Source organism: Methylobacterium sp. D48H (assembly GCF_053345715.1).
The window spans coordinates 214,854-231,040 of the sequence record NZ_JBKFAP010000002.1 but is presented as its reverse complement, the minus strand read 5'-3'; the positions used below and the strand labels follow the sequence as shown (position 1 = coordinate 231,040).

Sequence of the window (16,187 nt, the reverse complement as noted above, 5' to 3'; positions counted from 1 at the left end):
GTCTTGGCGACCCGCTGGCGCAGTCTCCTGTCAAGGTTCCGCGGCAGAAGCTAGGTCGGGCCGCAGCCCGCGGGACCCGGACGGTCGAGCTGCCGCGCCAGCGCCGCCAATTCCGCCGGCAGGTCGCGATCCGCCGTGCCGTAGACACTGAGCAGCCCCTCCCGGACCGTGTCGAGAACGGCGGATTCCGCCGAATCCCGCGAACCGGGGCGTCGGAGTGAATCGGCGTGGTTGGTTGCGACAATCTTCATGGCGGCATCGGGGATCGGTTGTACTGCGGAAGTCCGGGCGCGGCGCGCTCCGGAGTGGCGTACAACTGTGCGGCCGCCTCAGGTTTCCAAGCCGGACGGGATTATTTTGCCGCCCGGTCCGATAACGGACGGTCCCGACCCGGCCGAGGGTCGCCCGGCCGCCTGCTCCACCCAGGCGAGGATGTCTTCGGCGCGCCACGGCTTCGGGATGAATGTCGCCGAGACGCGCAGGTCGCTCGGCTGGTCGCCCGCGTCGCCCGAGGTCAGCAGGACTCGCACGCGCGGCCAAGTCACGCCGATGATCCGCGCGAGCTCGAAGCCGCCGATCGGTCCGGGCGTGCGGACGTCCGAGAAGACGACACTGACCTCGTCCGCGCGATCGTTGAGGATCGCCAGGGCGCGATCGGCGGTCTCGGCCTCGATCACCGTGAAGCCGGTATCCTCCAGCAGCGTGGCCGCGAGGAAGCGCTCGTCGGGCTGGTCCTCCACGACGAGGATCACGGGCTTCTGGCCAGGCTGTACCGAATCGCTCATGGACCAGGACACTCTACAGGGGCTGAACGGCGGTCGCTTCGATCGGTTCAACGCCCGAGCGCCGCGAAGGGCCAGACCCGCGCGGGCACAGATCCTCCTTGGATCCTTGCACGATTGTGAAGTTGTGGCCGTGTCTTGGGTAACACAGCCACCACGGAACGCGCCCGATCGGGCGTCCTGGGCCGACTATTCAGCCGACGCCGTGCGATTTCAGGAAGGCCAGCGCGCGCTTCCAGCCGTCCTCCGCCGCCTCGCGGCGGTAGCTCGGACGATAATCCGCGTGGAAGCCGTGCGGCGCGTCCGGGTAAACCACGAGTTCGACGCTCTTGCCGGCCGCCCTGGCGCGGTCGCGCGCCTCCTCGACCGCCGCCACGGGGATGCCGGTATCGGCCCCGCCGTAGAGGGCGAGGAGCGGCGCGTGGATCTCGGCCGCCACGTCGCCGGCGGTGCGCGGCTGGATGTCGGTCCGCTCGCCACCGACCGGCCCGTACCAAGCGACGGCCGCCTTCAGGTCGCGACGATGCGCCGCGTAGAGCCACGTGGCGCGCCCGCCGCGGCACCATCCCATGACGCCGAGGCGGTTCGGGTCGCCTTTCGCCGCCGAGGCCGCCCAGGCCACCGTCGCGTCGAGATCGCCGATCCACTGCGCGTCCGGCGTCTTCGCGATGACGTCGCGGATGATCTGCTTCGGATCCGACATGGTCGAGAGGTCGCCCTGGCGGGCGTAGAGCTCGGGGGCCACGGCGCAGTAGCCGGCCTTCGCGAGCCTGCGGCAGATGTCCTTGATGTAGTCGTGGACGCCGAAGATCTCCTCGATCACCAGGACGATCGGGAACGGGCCGGCGCCCTCCGGAACCGCGCGGTAGGCCGGCATCGGCCCGTCCGCGGCCGGGATCTTCACCTCGCCGGCCTCGATGCCCGCACTGTCGGTGTGGATCACCTGGGCCTCGACGCGGGTGGTCGCGAGCGTCAGCCCGCTCATCAGGCTCGTCATCACGAAGCCCCGTCGCGACAGGGGCGGCGTGATCAACCCGTCGAGTCCGGCCCGGTCGTGATCCGCCATCGTGCTCTCTCCCTCGTTCCGAGGCTGAGGGCTATCCGCGGGCGGCCGCCCGGGTCAAATCGGCCGCCGTCGCCGGGCCCTCAGGCGCCGGCGGCCGCCAGGGCCCGGACGGGCCGCGGGCTGGCGGCGCGCGCCGGCTCGGCGATCTCGCGGGGCTTCAGCATGTCGCCCAGGCTCACGAAGGTCTCGGCGGCCGGCGAGATCACGGCGCGGATGCCGTAGCCCAGCGCGAAGGAGCGGATCAGCTCGGCGTCCCGCGGGATGCCGAACCGGTCGAGAGCGGCGAGGAACGCCTCGCGGAACAGGCTCGGCCGGCACCAGCGCTTCTCGGCCATCTGCAGCGGCCAGTCCCACAGGCCCTCCGCCCGGCGCGTCGCGAGCGCGGAGCGGGCGATGAAGTAGCCGGTCTGGCGGTGCTCGATTCCGTCCGCCTGCACCGACCAATCGTCGTTGCCGAACAGTTCGACCTCAGCCGCGTCGCCCATCGGGTCCTCCGCCCTGAACCAGCCTTCCGGCGCACCGGAACATTGCCAGAACACTGGAGCGGAAATCGGCGGTGGTCAAGGCGCTTGTTCCCGGTGCGTTCGCGAATCGCGCGGGCGCGCCTCAGCGGGCCTTGAACATGGCGTGCTCGATCCGGTCGCCCGGGGCGATCCCGAGCTTCGCCGCGGTGCCGGCGTTCAGCTCGAGCACCGCCACGACCGGGCCGCCCGACGGGATGATCGCCGTGGAGAGCGGCTCGGTGTCGGCGGCGATCCGGCTGATCGTCCCGTCGGGCCGGATGAACACCATGTCGAGCGGCAGGTAGGTGTTCTTCATCCACATCGTGACGGGCTGGTTCTGCTCGAAGTCGAACAGCATGCCGTGGTCGGCCGCCATGTGCCGACGGAACATGAGGCCGCGGGCGCGGGCGGCGTCGTCGCGCATCACCTCTACGTCGAAGCGCTTCGGCCCGGCCTTCGTGACGATCGTCAGCGGCTCCGACTTGGTCGCTGCGGCCCGGGCGGCCTCCTGCGCCACGACGGCGGGCGCCGGGGCGATCGCGGTCAGGGCGAGGCAGGCGATGGCGGCCGCCCGGGCGGTGCGAAGGAGGGATCTCACAGGCTCATGCCTCTCGTGGGATGGCGCGCGGACCGTGAGGCCCGTCGCCCGGTGATAGACCAGGACATGCCGAAGGGGAATCCGGCTCCGGATTTTCCGAGCTTCGACAAGGAGATAGGACGGGGTACGCCGGGCCGGGGAAACGCGGCCTCAATGGGACGCGGGCATCGTCCCGTCGATCAGCCGCACCTCCGCCGCCATCACGCCCTTCGAGCCATCGCCGTAGCGCACCAGGACGGACTCGCCGGGCTTCAGCTCGGCGATCCCATAGCGCCGCAGCGTCTCCATGTGCACGAAGATGTCCGGCGTCCCGTCGCCGCGGGTCAGGAATCCGAACCCGCGAAGGCGGTTGAACCACTTCACGACGGCGGTCTCGAGCCCGCTGGTCGGCGTCACGGTGACGTGCGTGCGCGGCATCGGCAGCTCGGAGGGATGCACCGCCGTCGCCTGATCGAGGGAGATGACCCGGAAGGCCTGCCAGCCGCGGGGCCGCTCGACGGCCTCCACGACGATGCGGGCGCCCTCGCTGGCCGCCTGGTAGCCGTCGCGCCGCAGGCACGTGACATGGAGCAGGATGTCGGGCGCACCGTCGTCGGGCACGATGAATCCGAAACCCTTGGAGACGTCGAACCACTTGATGCGGCCGGCCACCTCGACGAGGTCGAGCGCCTCATCCTCGTGCTGACCCAGTTCGCCGGTTCGGGCGACAATCCCCCGCTCGGGGTTCTCCGGCCCGGATCCGCGTTCGTCAGACATGGCCGAGCAACCTACACCGAATCACGCCGCGCGCTCTCCCAGCAAGATTAACGAAGTCCTGATGTCCGGGAAGCCCATTTGGCCGGCAGAACAGTGACGCCAAGTTGCAATCTTGGCGCAAGGAGGCGGGGCCGCAACAGTCGATCGGTCGCAGGCTCGGGCGAAACTGGCGTTTAAGCGTCGGGGCTGCCGAGGGGTTTTCCGGATGCCGGCTCTCCCTCCCGGCACTCCCGCGCACGCCGCGTCGGCGTTCACGTTTCCGAGAGCCGACGCACCCGCTTCGGGCTCGGTCGGAGCGTCCGTCGCACGGCGCGATGGAAAGGGCGGCCCCGACATGGTTTGGGTGCACCATCATGTCCGTTGACGTCACCCTCGACCGTCCCGTCGCCGCCGCCCCGGTCGCGCCCGCCTCGCAGCGGCGCCGCCTGCCGGTCATCGACGCGGCGCGGGCGGCCGCCCTGCTGGCGATGGCGAGCTACCACACGCTCTGGGATCTCGGTCACCTGCGGCTGACCGTGGAGAACTACGCGCTGACGCCGACGGGGCGGCACGCCGCCGAGGCGATCGCCGGCACCTTCCTCGTCCTGGTCGGCATCGGCCTCGTGCTGATGAACGGGCGCGGGGTCCGGTTTCGACCGACGCTGCTGCGGCTCGCGCGGATCGGCGGGGCGGCGCTCCTCGTGACCCTCGGCACCTGGGTCATGTTCCCGGACGCCTTCGTGTTCTTCGGCGTGCTCCACTGCATCGCCGTCTCGAGCCTGCTCGGGCTGCCGTTCCTGTTCCTGCCGGTCCCGGTCACCGCCGTCGCGGCCGCGGCCGTGCTCGCCGCGCCGCACGTGGTGCACGCGCCCGTCCTCGACGCGCCGGCCCTGTTCTTCCTCGGCCTCGGCTCGGTGGTGCCGCGGACGAACGACTACGTGCCGCTCTTTCCCTGGTTCGGGCTGGTGCTGGCCGGCATCGTCCTGGGTCGTCTGGCCCTGCCGCGGCTCGCCCGGTCGCGGCTGGGAGCCTGGGCGCCGCGCACGCGGCTCGGCCGCGCCGCCACCTTCGCGGGCCGGCACAGCCTCGCGATCTACCTCATCCACCAGCCGCTGCTGCTGGCGCTGCTGACCGGGCTCGTCACGGTGGTCGGCGCCAATCCGCGCGCCGGGCTGCGGGCGTTCCGCGCCGATTACGTGACGATCTGCGCGCGCACCGGCGGCGAGCCGCCGCTCTGCCGCATCGCGGCCCGCTGCACCTCGGAGGCGCTGCTCCGCGAGGACCTGTTCCGGGAGGATGGTCGCCCCTTCAGCGGGACGGAGCGCCTGCGCGCGCAGGCGATCTCGCAGGGCTGCTACGCCACCCTGGAGGCCGCCGCGCGATCCGCGCGCTGAACGCGGCGACCGACCTCGCAGGGTTGGTCGCCGGCGCGGACCGGATCAGTCCTTGGCGCGCTCGACGTAGGACCCGTCGGCCGTCATGACGACGACGCGGGTGCCGGCGGCGATGTGGGGCGGCACGGTCGTGCGCACGCCGTTCGACAGGGTCGCGGGCTTGTAGGACGACGAGGCGGTCTGGCCCTTCAGGACCGGCTCGGTCTCGGCGACCTCGAGCGTGACACGCTGGGGCAGCTCGATGGTCAGCGGGACGCCGTTATGGACGGAGAGCATCACCGCCATGCCCTCCTGAAGGTACGGGGCGGCGTCGCCGACCACGTCCTGCGGCACCGCGATCTGCTCGTAGTTCTCCGGGTTCATGAAGTGGAACCCCTCGCCGTCGCTGTAGAGGAAGGTGTGCTCGCGATCCTCCACGAAGGCGCGCTCGACCTGCTCGGTCGTCCGGTAGCGCTCGGACACCTTCACGCCGTCCGTGATCCGGCGCATGTCGAGCTGGGTCACCGGGGTGCCCTTGCCGGGGTGGATGTTCTCGGCGAACAGGATCACGTAGAGCTTGCCGTCCTTCTCGACGACGTTGCCCTTGCGGAGCGTTGAGGCGATCACCTTCACGGAATTGCGTCCTGCATTGACATGGGGGCCGGCACGCGCCAAGCGCGGGCGCTGCATCTCGGACCCCGCCACTATCGCATCTGCGCCGCGGTTGCCAGCGGGCGGGCGCGGACCGTCGATGGCAACCGGCATCGGCCGCGGCGCGTCCCCGCGGTCCGGACCCAGTCAGGGCCGAGGATGAGAGTGCTTAAGAACGCGACGCGTGCCCGTCGGAGCCGGCCGATCCCGCCCCGGCGCGGAAACCGGTCGTGAGCGGATCCGCTTCCCCCTGGTGGTCGGCCGGCCGCCACGCCGACCGGCGCCCGGCGCTGCTCCTGCGCAACCGCGTCCTCGCGGCGTTCCGCGCATGGTTCGCGGACCGCGACTTCGTCGAGGTCGAGGCCGCCTGCCTGCAGGTCTCGCCCGGCAACGAGGCGCACCTGTCCGCCTTCGCCACCGAGGCCGTCGGAGCGAGCGGCGCCCGGACGCCCCTGTACCTGCACACCTCGCCGGAATTCGCCTGCAAGAAGCTGCTGGCGGCGGGCGAGCCACGACTGTTCAGCGTCGCCAGGGTGTTCCGAAACCGCGAGCGCGGGCCGCTGCACCATCCCGAGTTCACGATGCTCGAGTGGTACCGGGCCGGCGCCCCCTACACGGCGCTGATGGCGGATTGCGCCGACCTGCTCGCCGGCGCGGCCGAGACCGCCGGCGCCCGCCGCTTCACCTTCCGCGACCGGCAGACGGACCCCTTCGCCGAGCCGGAGCGCCTGACGCTGGCCGAGGCCTTCGACCGCTTCGCCGGGATCGACCTGCTGGCGAGCGTCGCGCCGGGCGGCGAGACGGACCGCGAGACTCTGGCCGCCGCCGTCGCGGCCTCCGGCCTCCGGGTCGCCCCGGACGATACCTGGGCCGACCTGTTCTCCCGCGTCCTCGTCGCGCGGATCGAGCCGCATCTCGGCCTCGGCCGCCCGACCATCCTGTGCGAGTACCCGATCAGCGAGGCCGCCCTCGCCCGTCCGGCGCCGCACGACCCGCGGGTGGCCGAACGGTTCGAGCTCTACGCCTGCGGCGTCGAGCTGGCCAACGCGTTCGGCGAGCTGACCGACCCGGCGGAGCAGCGCCGCCGGTTCGAGGCCGAGATGGCCGAGAAGCAGCGGGTCTACGGCGAGCGCTACCCGATCGACGACGAGTTCCTCGCGGCGCTGGCCGTCATGCCGGAGGCGTCGGGAGTCGCCCTGGGCTTCGACCGCCTGGCGATGCTGGCCTGCGGGGCTACCCGGGTCGAGGACGTGATCTGGACTCCCGTGGCGGAGACGCGGCCATGAACCGGGTCCTGCGTAGCGCAAACGACCTCCTCACCGCCGGCCTGATCTCGGGGGCGGAGGCCGAGGCCCTCGGCGCCGTCCTCGCGCGCTACGCGGTCTCGGTGACGTCCGACATGGCCGAGCTGATCGACCCGCAGGACCCCGACGACCCGATCGGCCGCCAGTTCGTGCCCCGCGCCGCGGAAGCCGTGGCGACGCCGGAGGAGCGCGCCGACCCGATCGGCGACGCCGCCCACGCCCCGGTGACGGGGATCGTGCACCGCTACCCGGATCGCGTGCTGCTGAAGCCGCTCCACATCTGCCCGGTCTACTGCCGCTTCTGCTTCCGCCGGGAGATGGTCGGACCCGACGGGCTCGGGACCCTCACCGACACCGAACTCGACGCCGCCCTCGCCTACATTGCGCAGGATCCGCGGATCTGGGAGGTGGTGCTCACCGGCGGCGACCCGTTCGCGCTCTCGCCGCGCCGCCTCGGCGCCATCGCGGAGCGCCTCGCCGCCATCCCCCATGTCCGGGTCATGCGGGTCCACACGCGCGTGCCCGTGGTGAAGCCCGATCTCGTCTCCGACGCCCTCGTCGAAGCGCTCAAGCGGTTCGGGCGCGCGGTCTTCGTCGCCGTCCACGCCAACCATCCGCGGGAATTCACCGCCGCCGCCAGCGCCGCCTGCGCCCGCATGGTCGATGCCGGCATTCCCCTGGTCAGCCAGTCGGTGCTCCTGCGCGGCGTCAACGACGAGGCCGCGACCCTCGAGGCGCTGATGCGGGTCCTCGTCGAGAACCGGATCAAACCGTACTATCTCCACCACGGCGACTTGGCCCCCGGGACGGCCCACCTGCGCACGGACGTGCCCGAGGGGCAGGCGCTGATGCGCGCCCTGCGCGGCCGCCTCTCCGGCCTCGCCCAGCCGACCTACGTGCTCGACATTCCCGGCGGCCACGGCAAGGTGCCGATTGGACCGGGCTACCTGCGCGACACCACCGACGGGGTGCGCGTGACCGATCCGGGCGGGCAGGACCACGCCTACCCGCCGAAGGCGTGACGGAGACTCTTCGATTATGCGCAGGCTTTGGGGTCGCCTCACCTCGGTGAACGTGCAGAAGGCGGTGTGGGGACTCGACGAGACGGGCCTGTCGTATGAGCGGGTCGAGGCCGGCGGCGCCCACGGGGTCGTCGACGACCCCGGCTACCGCGCGATGAACCCGAACGGCCTCGTCCCGACCTTGGAGGAGGACGGCTTCGTCCTGTGGGAATCCAACGCGATCCTCCGCTACCTGGCGGCGGTGAGCCCGGCCCTGGCCCTGCCGGCTGACCCCCGGGCGCGCGCCCACGCGGAGCAGTGGCTCGACTGGCAGGCCACGAGCTTCACGCCGGCCATGCGCGACGCCTTCTGGCAGCTCTACCGCGCGGCCGACCCGGACCGCGGCCTGATCGCCGCATCGCTGAAGAAGAGCGAGGCCATGGCGGAGATCCTCGACCGCCATCTCGCGGACCGGACCTACGCGGTCGGCGACAGCTTCGGCATCGCCGACATCGCCCTCGGCTGCGCGGCGCATCGCTGGCTGAACCTTCCGGCCGAGCGGATCGAGCGCCCGGCGCTGCGGCGCTGGTACGACCGGATCGCCGCCCGGCCCGGCGCCGCCCGGGCGCTCGGTGAGCCCATCGCCTGACGGCCGCCGCGGGCGCCCGGAGCCTTGCCGGCACGCCCGCGCGATCCACCTTCCCCGACCGCGCCGCCCGGACCGGGACCGGCCTTTCACGGAGCCCCCGATGGCGATCGACCCGACCCTGCGCGACGCGCTCTCCGCCGTGACACCGGCGAGCCTCGCCCGCGCCCTGGCGCGGGCCGGGGTGAAGGCCTGCACGCCGCACGGGCTCTCGGCGCGGGGGAGCGGAACCGTGGTCGGGCCCGCCTACACGATGCGGATGATCCCGGCCCGCGACGACGCCGCGGGCGATCTCGCCGCGGCCATCGATGCCGTCCCCGAAGGCGCCGTGGTCGTGATCGATGCCGCGGCCTCCGCCCTCGCCCTGCCCTTCGGAGCGATCCTGGCGGCACGCCTCGCCCAGCGCGGCGCCGTCGGTCTGATCACCGACGCAGCCCTGCCCGAGGAGATCGGCCTCCCCGCCTGGTGCCGGCCGGCCGCGGCCACAGGGGGCCTGGCCCTGGTCGGCACGCAGGAGCGCGTCGCCTGCGGCGGCGCCGCCATCCATCCCGGCGATATCCTGGTCGGCGACTTGAGCGGCCTCGTCGCCGTGCCGGCGGCGCTCGCCGAGCGGGTCGCCCTGGAGGCCGTCGAGCAGCAGCGCCTCGATCTCTGGATCCAGCGCGAGGTCGAGCGCGGCGCCGACCTCGCGAGTCTCCTTCCGCCGGACGCCGCGGCGCTCGCCCGGTTCGAGGCCGAGACGAAGCCGGCCTGAGCACCGTGTTCTTCCCCGTCTCGAAGGTGATCTTCTTCCTGATCACCCCGTCGAACTTCTGCATCTTCGCGATCCTGCTCGGGATCGCCGTCGCGGCGGTGACGCGGTGGCGGAGGGTCGGCCTCGGCCTGGCGCTGCTCGGCACCCTGCTGCTCGGCGCGGCCGGGCTGGCGCCCCTGTCGGACGTGGCCCTGATCCCCCTCGAGCAGCGCTTCCCCGCCTATCCGGAAGACGGGCCGGCCCCGGCCGGGATCATCGTGCTGGGCGGCGGCATCGAGACGGGCCTCTCGGAGGCGCGTCGCCAGATCGTCGTCAACGATGCCGGCGAGCGGCCGATCTATCTCGCCGACCTCGCCCGGCGCTACCCGGCGGCGCGGCTGGTCTTCTCCGGCGGCAGCGGCTTCATCGCGGGCGGCATGGCCGAAGCCGACATCGTGAGCCGGCAGGCGGACGTGATCGGCGTGCCGCGGACGCGCCTCATCCTGGAGAACCGCTCGCGCAATACCCACGAGAACGCCGCCTTCTCGGCGGCCCTGGTCCAGCCGAAGCCCGGCGAGCGCTGGCTGCTCGTGACCTCGGCCTGGCACATGCCCCGGGCGGTCGGCTGCTTCCGCCAGGCCGGATTCGCGGTGGATGCCTTCCCGGTGGATTACCGGACTCGCGGCTGGGGCGACGTCGCGCATTTCCACGGCTTCGCGTCGGACGGGCTGCTCCAGTTCGACCTGGCCGTGAAGGAGTGGATCGGCCTCGTCGCCTACCGCCTGTCCGGCTACACGCCGGACTGGCTGCCGGGCCCGGATCCCGACGGGGCCGCGCCGGAGGCGGGCAGCGACAGGCGGTAGATCCCGCGGAAATCGTCCGGGTCGACGGGCTTCCCCTTCCGCAGGATCGCGATCCGCCCGGCATGGGCGAGCCGCACCGCGACCCGGCGCACCGGCTGCATCAGCGGGCCCCAGCCGTCCGGGTGCGGGCCGCCGAGGGCGCGGGCGACCTCCGAGGGGCAGACGGTCTTGTCGGCGCCGCGCTCGGCCACGAGGCGCAGCATCGCCGTCTCGATCGCGGCGTCGTCGGGTCGTGGGTCGGTCATGTGCGGGCCTCTTCGGCGGGCGACAGGAGCGGCGCCTCGAGCGGTCCCTCGTGGGGCCCCTCCCCGGCTTCGAGGAGCGCCTTGCGGATCTCCGAGGCAAACTGGCGGCGCCACATGATGATCACGACGGCCGTCGTCGAGACGAACAGCACGTAGGGGCTGATGAACCAGCCGAGATAGGCCAGCGCGAAGAAGAACGCGCGCTGACCGCGGGCGAAGTGTCGCCCGGCGCTGACGTTCATGGCCGCGAGCCGCCGCACCGCCCGCAGCATCTCGACGTCGCTCGTGCCGGACCCCTTGTGCGGCACGGCGCCCAGCAGGATCGCCGTGTAATTGAACAGCCTGTAGGCCCAGGCGAACTTGAAGAACGCGTAGACGAAGATCAGCGCGAGGCCGGCGACCTTCAACTCCCAGGTCAGGCGATTGGCCACCGTCCCGAAGGGCAGCGTGGCGAACAGGTTCAGGACGTCGTCCCCGGAGCGCGACAGGGTCAGGACGGAACCCAGCGCGATGAGCGAGGTCGAGGCGAAGAAGGCCGTACCGTTCTGCAGCGACGCGTTGATCTGCGTGTCGACCACCCGGTTGTCGCGGCCGATGACCTGGCGCGCCCAGTTGGCCCGGTGGCCGTTCATGATCTGGCTGAGGGAGACCATCCTGCCGCGCAGCCGGCCGACGGACAGGCCGTAGGCGATCCAGGCGAGGACGAAGTAGAGCAGCGCCGCGAGATCGAGATGCGAGAAGGCGGCGCTGCCGGCGGACAGGTCGGTCATGGTCTCCGGATGGCGGATACGCGAAGGGGCCGTCCGCCATACCAGTCCGCGGGCGCGCGCTGAACCCGCGGCGGCGATCTCAGTCGCGCAGGATCCGGAATTCGCCGTCGCGCGGCACGTCGCCGCCGTCCCGCGCGGCCACGTCGGTCACGCGCGCACCCGGCGGACCCGACCGGCACAGGGCCGCCATCTCCGCCACGGCCTCCGGCGCGCCGCTGAAGACCGCCTCGACCGTGCCGTCGTCGCGGTTGCGCACGGAGCCGGAGAGGCCGCGTGCGCGGGCCTCGGACTGCGTCCAGGCCCGGTAGGACACGCCCTGGACGCGACCGGTGACGATGACGGAGATCGTCCGGGTCTCGCTCATGCGGGCGCGGTCTCGCCTGGAAGGGCCCGCGCCGGCGGCGCGGGCCGGGATGGCCTCACTCGGCCGCGATCGGGCGACGCATGCCGGCGCCGAGGGCCGGGATCCGCGTCGCGCCGGTGCGGACATGCGTGGAGTAGAGCATGAGGCCCGTGAAGGCGATGCCGCCCACGATGTTCCCGATCAGCGTCGGGATCTCGTTCCAGAGCAGGTAGTCCATCACCGTCAGGTGGCCGCCCATGAGGATCGCCGACGGGAACAGGAACATGTTCACCACCGAGTGCTCGAAGGTCATGAAGAAGAACACCGTGATCGGCATCCACATCGCGATGACCTTGCCGGGCACCGAGGTCGACAGCATGGCGCCGATGACGCCGGTCGAGACCATCCAGTTGCACAGCATGGCGCGGACGAAGAGCGTCAGCATCCCCGAGGCGCCGTACTTCTCGTAGCCGAGGGTGCGCGCCTCGCCGATCCCGGCGATGAGCTTGCCGACGGCGTTCGGCTCGGTGGCGAAGCCGAAGGTGAAGACGATCGACATCATCACCGCGGTGGTCAGGGCCCCCGCGAAGTTGCCGAAGAAGACCAGCACCCAGTTGCGGGCGACGCCGGCCACGGTGACGCCGGGGCGCTTGTCGACGAGGGCGAGCGGCGTGAGCACGCAGACGCCGGTGAACAGATCGTAGCCGAGCAGGTACAGCATCGAGAAGCCGACCGGGAACAGCAGCGCCGCGACCAGCGGCTGGCCGGTCGCCTGGTTGACGCTCACCGCGAAGGCGGCGGCGAGCGCCAGGATCGCGCCGGCCATGTAGGCCCGGATGAACGTGTCCTTGGTAGCCATGAAGACCTTCGCCTCACCGGCATCGACGGCCTTCTTCACGAAATCGGCGGGCGCCAGATACGACATGCACAACTCTCCCTCGCGAACGCACGCCGATCGTCGTTGACCGACGGGCGCGCCGCGCAATCACGGATGGCCGGACGGGCGCGGTGCTGCCGCTCGCCCTCCAGCTCGCTCGTGGGCAAGCATGTCGCGTACCAACTGCGCGACGCTCAGGCGGGCAGGCCGCGGGCCCAGGTGCCGAGTTCCCGTAGATAGGCGGGCGGCAGCTGCGCCGCGCGCGCCGCCGCGACGACCGCCTCCAGGTACCCGGGCCTCGGACGGCCGGGCGCGGTCGAGCATCCGCGATAGATCAGGGCGCGCTTGACGCCCTCCCCTGTGCGGACCGGCAGGGCCGCCTTGGTGTAGAGCCCCCCGGCGACGCCCTCGTAGCGGTCGAGGGCCGGGATGTCGTCGGGAGCGAGTTCCCACAGGACGCCCCAGACGGTGCGCCTTCGATCGGGCACGACGGACGCGTAGCCCTCGCGCATGATGATGAAGCGGTGGTTCGGCAGATGTCCGCCGCCGATCAGCCGCGAAACCGGGCAGCGCAGCGCCATCGCGGCGGCATCCATGTTGGCGCCGTAGGCGAAATAGAGGGGCATGCAGCCGCGATTCGTCGGCCGAGCTTTGGACTTATTGACCCGACTCGCGCTCGTCCCGCTGCACAGACCACTCGTTCGCCCGCATCGCCGCATAGGCGAGCGCGAGCGTGATGGCGGGGATCACGAATGTCACGAAGATCTCGCCCGAACTCATGGTCTGATGCTCCGAAGCACGCGCCTCCCGATCCAATGTAAGCCCATCGCCGCGCAAAGCCAGATCGCCGCGAAGAAGGCGGTCGCCGGCCGTAGGACCGGAGCATTCGCGATCCCGAAGCTCATGGCGGTGATCGGCGTGACGAAGCCGATCACCGCGAACGCGACGGCGATGTTGTTCAGCGCCGTCGCCAGCAGCTTGGTCTGCTCGTTGTGAACCGCAGTCACGGCCGCGAGCGCGACGCGTGCCCCGCGATCAGGCGAATTCCAGGATCACCGCGTCGACCGCGAGGCTGTCGCCCTCCTTGGCGTGGATCTTCCCCACCGTCGCGTCGCGCTCGGCGCGGAGGACGTTCTCCATCTTCATGGCCTCGACGACCGCGATCGGCTCGCCGTTCTTCACCTCCTGGCCCTCGGTGACGAGGATCTGCTTCACGAGGCCGGGCATCGGGCAGAGCACCTGCTTGCCCGAGCCGGCCTGCTCCTTCACCGGCATCAGGGCGGCGAGCTCCGCCTCGCGGCGGGTGTAGACCCGGGCCTCGGCGGCCGCGCCGGCGTGCTGCAGGAACACGCCGTTGAGCAGGCTGCGCACCTGGATCGCCACGCGCTCCGAGCCGATCGTGCCGATCCAGACCGGCTCGCCCGGGCGCCACGCGCTCGCCACCGTGAGCGCCGTGCCGTCGTCGCGGGTGACGAGGATGTCCTCACCCTCCGGCTCGACCGTCACCGGGAAAGAGTGACCCGCCAGGATCACCACGCGCTCACGCTCGAAGGCGAAGAGGCCGGGGGCGCGCATCTGCCCGGAGATGCCGCGCTTGCGCTGGTTGAGCTTGTGGTCGATCGCCGCCGCCGCCGCCATCATGCGGATCGCCACCGGGCCGGCGGGCTCCGGAGCCGTGAAGCCCTCGGGGAATTCCTCGGCGATGAAGCCTGTGGACAGCCGACCCTCCTGCCAGCGCGGATGGGCCATCAGCGCCGAGAGGAACGGGATGTTGTGGCGGATGCCGTCGATGGCGAAGGCGTCGAGGGCCTCGCCCTGCGCGGCGATCGCCTCGGCCCGGGTCGGCGCCCAGGAGACCAGCTTGGCGATCATCGGGTCGTAGTGGATGGCGATCTCGCCGCCCTCCTCCACGCCGGTATCGTTGCGGATGATCGCCGTGCCCTGCTGGCCCTCCTCCGGCGGACGGTAGGTGGTCAGCCGGCCGATCGAGGGCAGGAAGTTGCGGGTCGGGTCCTCGGCGTAGACGCGGCTCTCGACCGCCCAGCCGTTCAGCTTCACGTCGTCCTGGGTGATCGGCAGCTTCTCGCCGGCCGCGACGCGGATCATCAGCTCGACGAGGTCGAGGCCGGTGATCATCTCGGTGACCGGATGCTCGACCTGCAGACGGGTGTTCATCTCCAGGAAGTAGAAGGACTTGTCCTGCCCGGCGACGAACTCGACCGTGCCGGCCGAATCGTAGTTCACCGCCTTGGCGAGCGCGACGGCCTGCTCGCCCATCTTGCGGCGGGTCTTCTTGTCGAGGAGCGGCGACGGCGCCTCCTCGATCACTTTCTGGTTACGGCGCTGGATCGAGCACTCGCGCTCGCCGAGGTAGACGACGTTGCCGTGCTTGTCGCCGATCAGCTGGATCTCGATGTGGCGCGGGTCGGTGATGAACTTCTCGATGAAGACGCGGTCGTCGCCGAAGGAGGAGGCCGCCTCCGACTTGGCGCGGGCGAAGCCCTCCGCCACTTCCTCGCCCGAGTAGGCGATGCGCATCCCCTTGCCGCCGCCGCCCGCGGAGGCCTTGATCATCACCGGGTAGCCGATCTCGTCGGCGATCTTCCTGGCGTGCTCGGGTGATTCGATCACGCCGAGGAAGCCCGGAACCGTCGAGACCTCGGCGGCGGCGGCCGCCTTCTTCGACTCGATCTTGTCGCCCATCGCGGCGATGGCCCCCGGGTTGGGGCCGATGAACACGATGCCGGCGGCCTCGAGCGCCTTCGGGAAGGCCTCGCGCTCGGAGAGGAAGCCGTATCCCGGATGGACAGCCTGGGCGCCGGTCTTCTTGCAGGCCTCGACGATCTTCTCGATCACGAGGTACGATTCGGAGGCGGCAGCGGGCCCGATATGCACGGCCTCGTCGGCCATGGCGACGTGCACGGCGTCGCGATCGGCATCCGAGTAGACCGCTACGGTCTTGATGCCCATCCTCCGGGCCGTCTTGATCACCCGGCAGGCGATCTCACCCCGGTTGGCAATCAGGATCTTGTCGAACATCGCTGGCGCACTGCTTTCGAGATCGCCGGATTGCGCACCGGCTTGACTGTCCCGATAGATCAGTTGCGCCGCGGACGGAAGCTGCGCCTTGGTCTGAGGCTCAGGCGGCCAGGGCGAAGGTCATGCGCGGGGCCTGGACCGTGTCGCGGACGCGACGGTTGGCCTCGAGGGCGAAGGCCACCAGTGATTCGGCGCTGCTCTCGGCCTCGCGGACGACTTCCATGGCGATCCGGGCACCCACCGCGCTCGGGCCGTCGCGGCCGCTGAGCGAGGCGGCGAGCCACGCGGCGACGTCGCGGTCGATGTAGCCGGTCGGGCGCGAGCCCCACACGGCGAAGTCGACGACCGAGGCGACCAGGAAGTCGGCGAAGGCGTCGGAACCGATCACCGCCCGCTCGAGGGCGATCAGCAGGTCGGCCTCCTCGCGGTTCATGAGGCCGTCCGGGAGAACCTCGCGCTTCAGGACGAGCAGGTCCTCGTCGCTGATCGTGCCGGCCGAGACAGCATGGTTGCAGAACTGTTGAACGGAAATGGTGGTCATGATCGCCTGCCTCCCCGACCTTTGTTGCGGTCGGCTCTAGTCCCTGTGTGTCTTCAACTTACGGGACCGCTCCCCTTCCAGAGGTTAATGGCGAGATCTGAACGGAAGTTCAGGTAA

At 71.2% G+C, this 16,187-nt stretch carries 22 protein-coding genes; 6 read left to right on the top strand and 16 right to left on the bottom strand.

What is annotated here, in order from left to right; all coding sequences use genetic code 11:
- Positions 1 to 50: 50 nt before the first annotated feature.
- The 6 genes from ACLBX8_RS07240 to ACLBX8_RS07215 form a co-directional block, all read right to left on the bottom strand.
- Positions 51 to 251 (bottom strand): hypothetical protein, encoded by a 201-nt coding sequence (locus ACLBX8_RS07240; RefSeq protein ID WP_020092074.1) that lies wholly within the window; start codon positions 249 to 251, stop codon positions 51 to 53.
- A 78-nt stretch (positions 252 to 329) separates the two neighbouring features.
- Positions 330 to 785 (bottom strand): response regulator, encoded by a 456-nt coding sequence (locus tag ACLBX8_RS07235; RefSeq protein ID WP_042675510.1) that lies wholly within the window; start codon positions 783 to 785, stop codon positions 330 to 332.
- Positions 786 to 975: 190 nt separating this feature from the next.
- A complete protein-coding gene (locus ACLBX8_RS07230; RefSeq protein ID WP_020092072.1) occupies positions 976 to 1,848 on the bottom strand; it encodes a dienelactone hydrolase family protein in 873 nt (290 codons plus the stop codon).
- Between the two features lie 80 nt (positions 1,849 to 1,928).
- A complete protein-coding gene (locus ACLBX8_RS07225) occupies positions 1,929 to 2,333 on the bottom strand; it encodes a hypothetical protein (protein WP_020092071.1) in 405 nt (134 codons plus the stop codon).
- A 121-nt stretch (positions 2,334 to 2,454) separates the two neighbouring features.
- Positions 2,455 to 2,949, bottom strand: coding sequence for a DUF192 domain-containing protein (locus ACLBX8_RS07220; protein WP_447698662.1), 495 nt, complete (start codon positions 2,947 to 2,949; stop codon positions 2,455 to 2,457).
- Between the two features lie 150 nt (positions 2,950 to 3,099).
- Positions 3,100 to 3,705 carry a cold-shock protein gene (locus tag ACLBX8_RS07215; protein WP_042675506.1) on the bottom strand — a complete coding sequence of 202 codons (606 nt, stop codon included), beginning with the start codon at positions 3,703 to 3,705 and terminating at the stop codon, positions 3,100 to 3,102.
- Positions 3,706 to 4,058: 353 nt separating this feature from the next.
- On the opposite strand from ACLBX8_RS07215, the gene ACLBX8_RS07210 reads away from it, so the two are divergent.
- On the top strand, positions 4,059 to 5,078 hold the full coding sequence (locus ACLBX8_RS07210; protein ID WP_447698663.1) for a heparan-alpha-glucosaminide N-acetyltransferase: 1,020 nt from the start codon (positions 4,059 to 4,061) through the stop codon (positions 5,076 to 5,078).
- 45 nt (positions 5,079 to 5,123) lie between these two features.
- On the opposite strand, the gene efp is transcribed toward ACLBX8_RS07210, so the two are convergent.
- Positions 5,124 to 5,747 (bottom strand): elongation factor P, encoded by a 624-nt coding sequence (gene efp, locus ACLBX8_RS07205; RefSeq protein WP_199778764.1) that lies wholly within the window; start codon positions 5,745 to 5,747, stop codon positions 5,124 to 5,126.
- Between the two features lie 191 nt (positions 5,748 to 5,938).
- On the opposite strand from efp, the gene epmA reads away from it, so the two are divergent.
- From epmA to ACLBX8_RS07180, 5 genes are all read left to right on the top strand, one after another.
- Positions 5,939 to 6,994: an EF-P lysine aminoacylase EpmA gene (gene epmA, locus ACLBX8_RS07200; protein WP_447714828.1), complete on the top strand. Its 1,056-nt coding sequence runs from the start codon at positions 5,939 to 5,941 to the stop codon at positions 6,992 to 6,994.
- Entirely contained in the window at positions 6,991 to 8,034 is a 1,044-nt protein-coding gene (locus ACLBX8_RS07195; RefSeq protein ID WP_447714827.1) for a lysine-2,3-aminomutase-like protein, read from the top strand. Before epmA ends, ACLBX8_RS07195 begins: the two co-directional genes overlap by 4 nt.
- 16 nt (positions 8,035 to 8,050) lie before the next feature.
- Positions 8,051 to 8,662 carry a glutathione S-transferase family protein gene (locus tag ACLBX8_RS07190; protein WP_447681386.1) on the top strand — a complete coding sequence of 204 codons (612 nt, stop codon included), beginning with the start codon at positions 8,051 to 8,053 and terminating at the stop codon, positions 8,660 to 8,662.
- Positions 8,663 to 8,762: 100 nt separating this feature from the next.
- Positions 8,763 to 9,413 carry an RraA family protein gene (locus ACLBX8_RS07185; protein ID WP_447698666.1) on the top strand — a complete coding sequence of 217 codons (651 nt, stop codon included), beginning with the start codon at positions 8,763 to 8,765 and terminating at the stop codon, positions 9,411 to 9,413.
- Between the two features lie 5 nt (positions 9,414 to 9,418).
- A complete protein-coding gene (locus ACLBX8_RS07180; RefSeq protein ID WP_447698667.1) occupies positions 9,419 to 10,255 on the top strand; it encodes a YdcF family protein in 837 nt (278 codons plus the stop codon).
- Here ACLBX8_RS07180 and ACLBX8_RS07175 read toward each other — a convergent pair.
- The 9 genes from ACLBX8_RS07175 to ACLBX8_RS07135 form a co-directional block, all read right to left on the bottom strand.
- Positions 10,183 to 10,500, bottom strand: a complete 318-nt coding sequence (locus tag ACLBX8_RS07175) for a DUF3253 domain-containing protein (protein WP_427508807.1) — start codon at positions 10,498 to 10,500, stop codon at positions 10,183 to 10,185. The two genes, ACLBX8_RS07180 and ACLBX8_RS07175, sit on opposite strands and share 73 nt — an antisense overlap.
- Positions 10,497 to 11,270: a DUF599 domain-containing protein gene (locus ACLBX8_RS07170; RefSeq protein ID WP_020092060.1), complete on the bottom strand. Its 774-nt coding sequence runs from the start codon at positions 11,268 to 11,270 to the stop codon at positions 10,497 to 10,499. Before ACLBX8_RS07170 ends, ACLBX8_RS07175 begins: the two co-directional genes overlap by 4 nt.
- Positions 11,271 to 11,349: 79 nt before the next feature.
- Complete coding sequence (locus ACLBX8_RS07165) at positions 11,350 to 11,634, bottom strand: acylphosphatase (RefSeq protein ID WP_447714826.1); 285 nt, start codon at positions 11,632 to 11,634, stop codon at positions 11,350 to 11,352.
- Between the two features lie 55 nt (positions 11,635 to 11,689).
- Positions 11,690 to 12,538, bottom strand: coding sequence for a formate/nitrite transporter family protein (locus ACLBX8_RS07160; protein ID WP_447714825.1), 849 nt, complete (start codon positions 12,536 to 12,538; stop codon positions 11,690 to 11,692).
- Between the two features lie 146 nt (positions 12,539 to 12,684).
- Positions 12,685 to 13,116 carry a gamma-glutamylcyclotransferase family protein gene (locus ACLBX8_RS07155; RefSeq protein ID WP_091676826.1) on the bottom strand — a complete coding sequence of 144 codons (432 nt, stop codon included), beginning with the start codon at positions 13,114 to 13,116 and terminating at the stop codon, positions 12,685 to 12,687.
- Between the two features lie 31 nt (positions 13,117 to 13,147).
- Complete coding sequence (locus ACLBX8_RS07150; RefSeq protein WP_331299137.1) at positions 13,148 to 13,270, bottom strand: hypothetical protein; 123 nt, start codon at positions 13,268 to 13,270, stop codon at positions 13,148 to 13,150.
- Positions 13,267 to 13,497, bottom strand: coding sequence for a hypothetical protein (locus tag ACLBX8_RS07145; RefSeq protein WP_331318052.1), 231 nt, complete (start codon positions 13,495 to 13,497; stop codon positions 13,267 to 13,269). The genes ACLBX8_RS07150 and ACLBX8_RS07145 overlap by 4 nt, the downstream gene beginning before the upstream one ends.
- A gap of 28 nt (positions 13,498 to 13,525) precedes the next feature.
- Positions 13,526 to 15,529, bottom strand: a complete 2,004-nt coding sequence (locus ACLBX8_RS07140; RefSeq protein ID WP_056528777.1) for an acetyl-CoA carboxylase biotin carboxylase subunit — start codon at positions 15,527 to 15,529, stop codon at positions 13,526 to 13,528.
- A gap of 100 nt (positions 15,530 to 15,629) precedes the next feature.
- The gene (locus tag ACLBX8_RS07135) at positions 15,630 to 16,070 is read right to left on the bottom strand and encodes a hypothetical protein (protein WP_447714824.1); all 441 of its coding nucleotides are present in this window, start codon (positions 16,068 to 16,070) and stop codon (positions 15,630 to 15,632) included.
- Positions 16,071 to 16,187 lie beyond the last annotated feature (117 nt).

Excerpts from the sequence above, each read along its gene's own strand:
- ACLBX8_RS07240 (WP_020092074.1), bottom strand. The coding sequence starts at position 251 with ATGAAGATTGTCGCAACCAACCACGCCGATTCACTCCGACGCCCCGGT.
- ACLBX8_RS07235 (WP_042675510.1), bottom strand. The coding sequence starts at position 785 with ATGAGCGATTCGGTACAGCCTGGCCAGAAGCCCGTGATCCTCGTCGTG.
- ACLBX8_RS07230 (WP_020092072.1), bottom strand. The coding sequence starts at position 1,848 with ATGGCGGATCACGACCGGGCCGGACTCGACGGGTTGATCACGCCGCCC.
- ACLBX8_RS07225 (WP_020092071.1), bottom strand. The coding sequence starts at position 2,333 with ATGGGCGACGCGGCTGAGGTCGAACTGTTCGGCAACGACGATTGGTCG.
- ACLBX8_RS07215 (WP_042675506.1), bottom strand. The coding sequence starts at position 3,705 with ATGTCTGACGAACGCGGATCCGGGCCGGAGAACCCCGAGCGGGGGATT.
- ACLBX8_RS07210 (WP_447698663.1), top strand. The coding sequence starts at position 4,059 with ATGTCCGTTGACGTCACCCTCGACCGTCCCGTCGCCGCCGCCCCGGTC.
- efp (WP_199778764.1), bottom strand. The coding sequence starts at position 5,747 with ATGCAGCGCCCGCGCTTGGCGCGTGCCGGCCCCCATGTCAATGCAGGA.
- ACLBX8_RS07195 (WP_447714827.1), top strand. The coding sequence starts at position 6,991 with ATGAACCGGGTCCTGCGTAGCGCAAACGACCTCCTCACCGCCGGCCTG.
- ACLBX8_RS07190 (WP_447681386.1), top strand. The coding sequence starts at position 8,051 with ATGCGCAGGCTTTGGGGTCGCCTCACCTCGGTGAACGTGCAGAAGGCG.
- ACLBX8_RS07185 (WP_447698666.1), top strand. The coding sequence starts at position 8,763 with ATGGCGATCGACCCGACCCTGCGCGACGCGCTCTCCGCCGTGACACCG.
- ACLBX8_RS07175 (WP_427508807.1), bottom strand. The coding sequence starts at position 10,500 with ATGACCGACCCACGACCCGACGACGCCGCGATCGAGACGGCGATGCTG.
- ACLBX8_RS07170 (WP_020092060.1), bottom strand. The coding sequence starts at position 11,270 with ATGACCGACCTGTCCGCCGGCAGCGCCGCCTTCTCGCATCTCGATCTC.
- ACLBX8_RS07165 (WP_447714826.1), bottom strand. The coding sequence starts at position 11,634 with ATGAGCGAGACCCGGACGATCTCCGTCATCGTCACCGGTCGCGTCCAG.
- ACLBX8_RS07160 (WP_447714825.1), bottom strand. The coding sequence starts at position 12,538 with ATGTCGTATCTGGCGCCCGCCGATTTCGTGAAGAAGGCCGTCGATGCC.
- ACLBX8_RS07155 (WP_091676826.1), bottom strand. The coding sequence starts at position 13,116 with ATGCCCCTCTATTTCGCCTACGGCGCCAACATGGATGCCGCCGCGATG.
- ACLBX8_RS07150 (WP_331299137.1), bottom strand. The coding sequence starts at position 13,270 with ATGAGTTCGGGCGAGATCTTCGTGACATTCGTGATCCCCGCCATCACG.
- ACLBX8_RS07140 (WP_056528777.1), bottom strand. The coding sequence starts at position 15,529 with ATGTTCGACAAGATCCTGATTGCCAACCGGGGTGAGATCGCCTGCCGG.
- ACLBX8_RS07135 (WP_447714824.1), bottom strand. The coding sequence starts at position 16,070 with ATGACCACCATTTCCGTTCAACAGTTCTGCAACCATGCTGTCTCGGCC.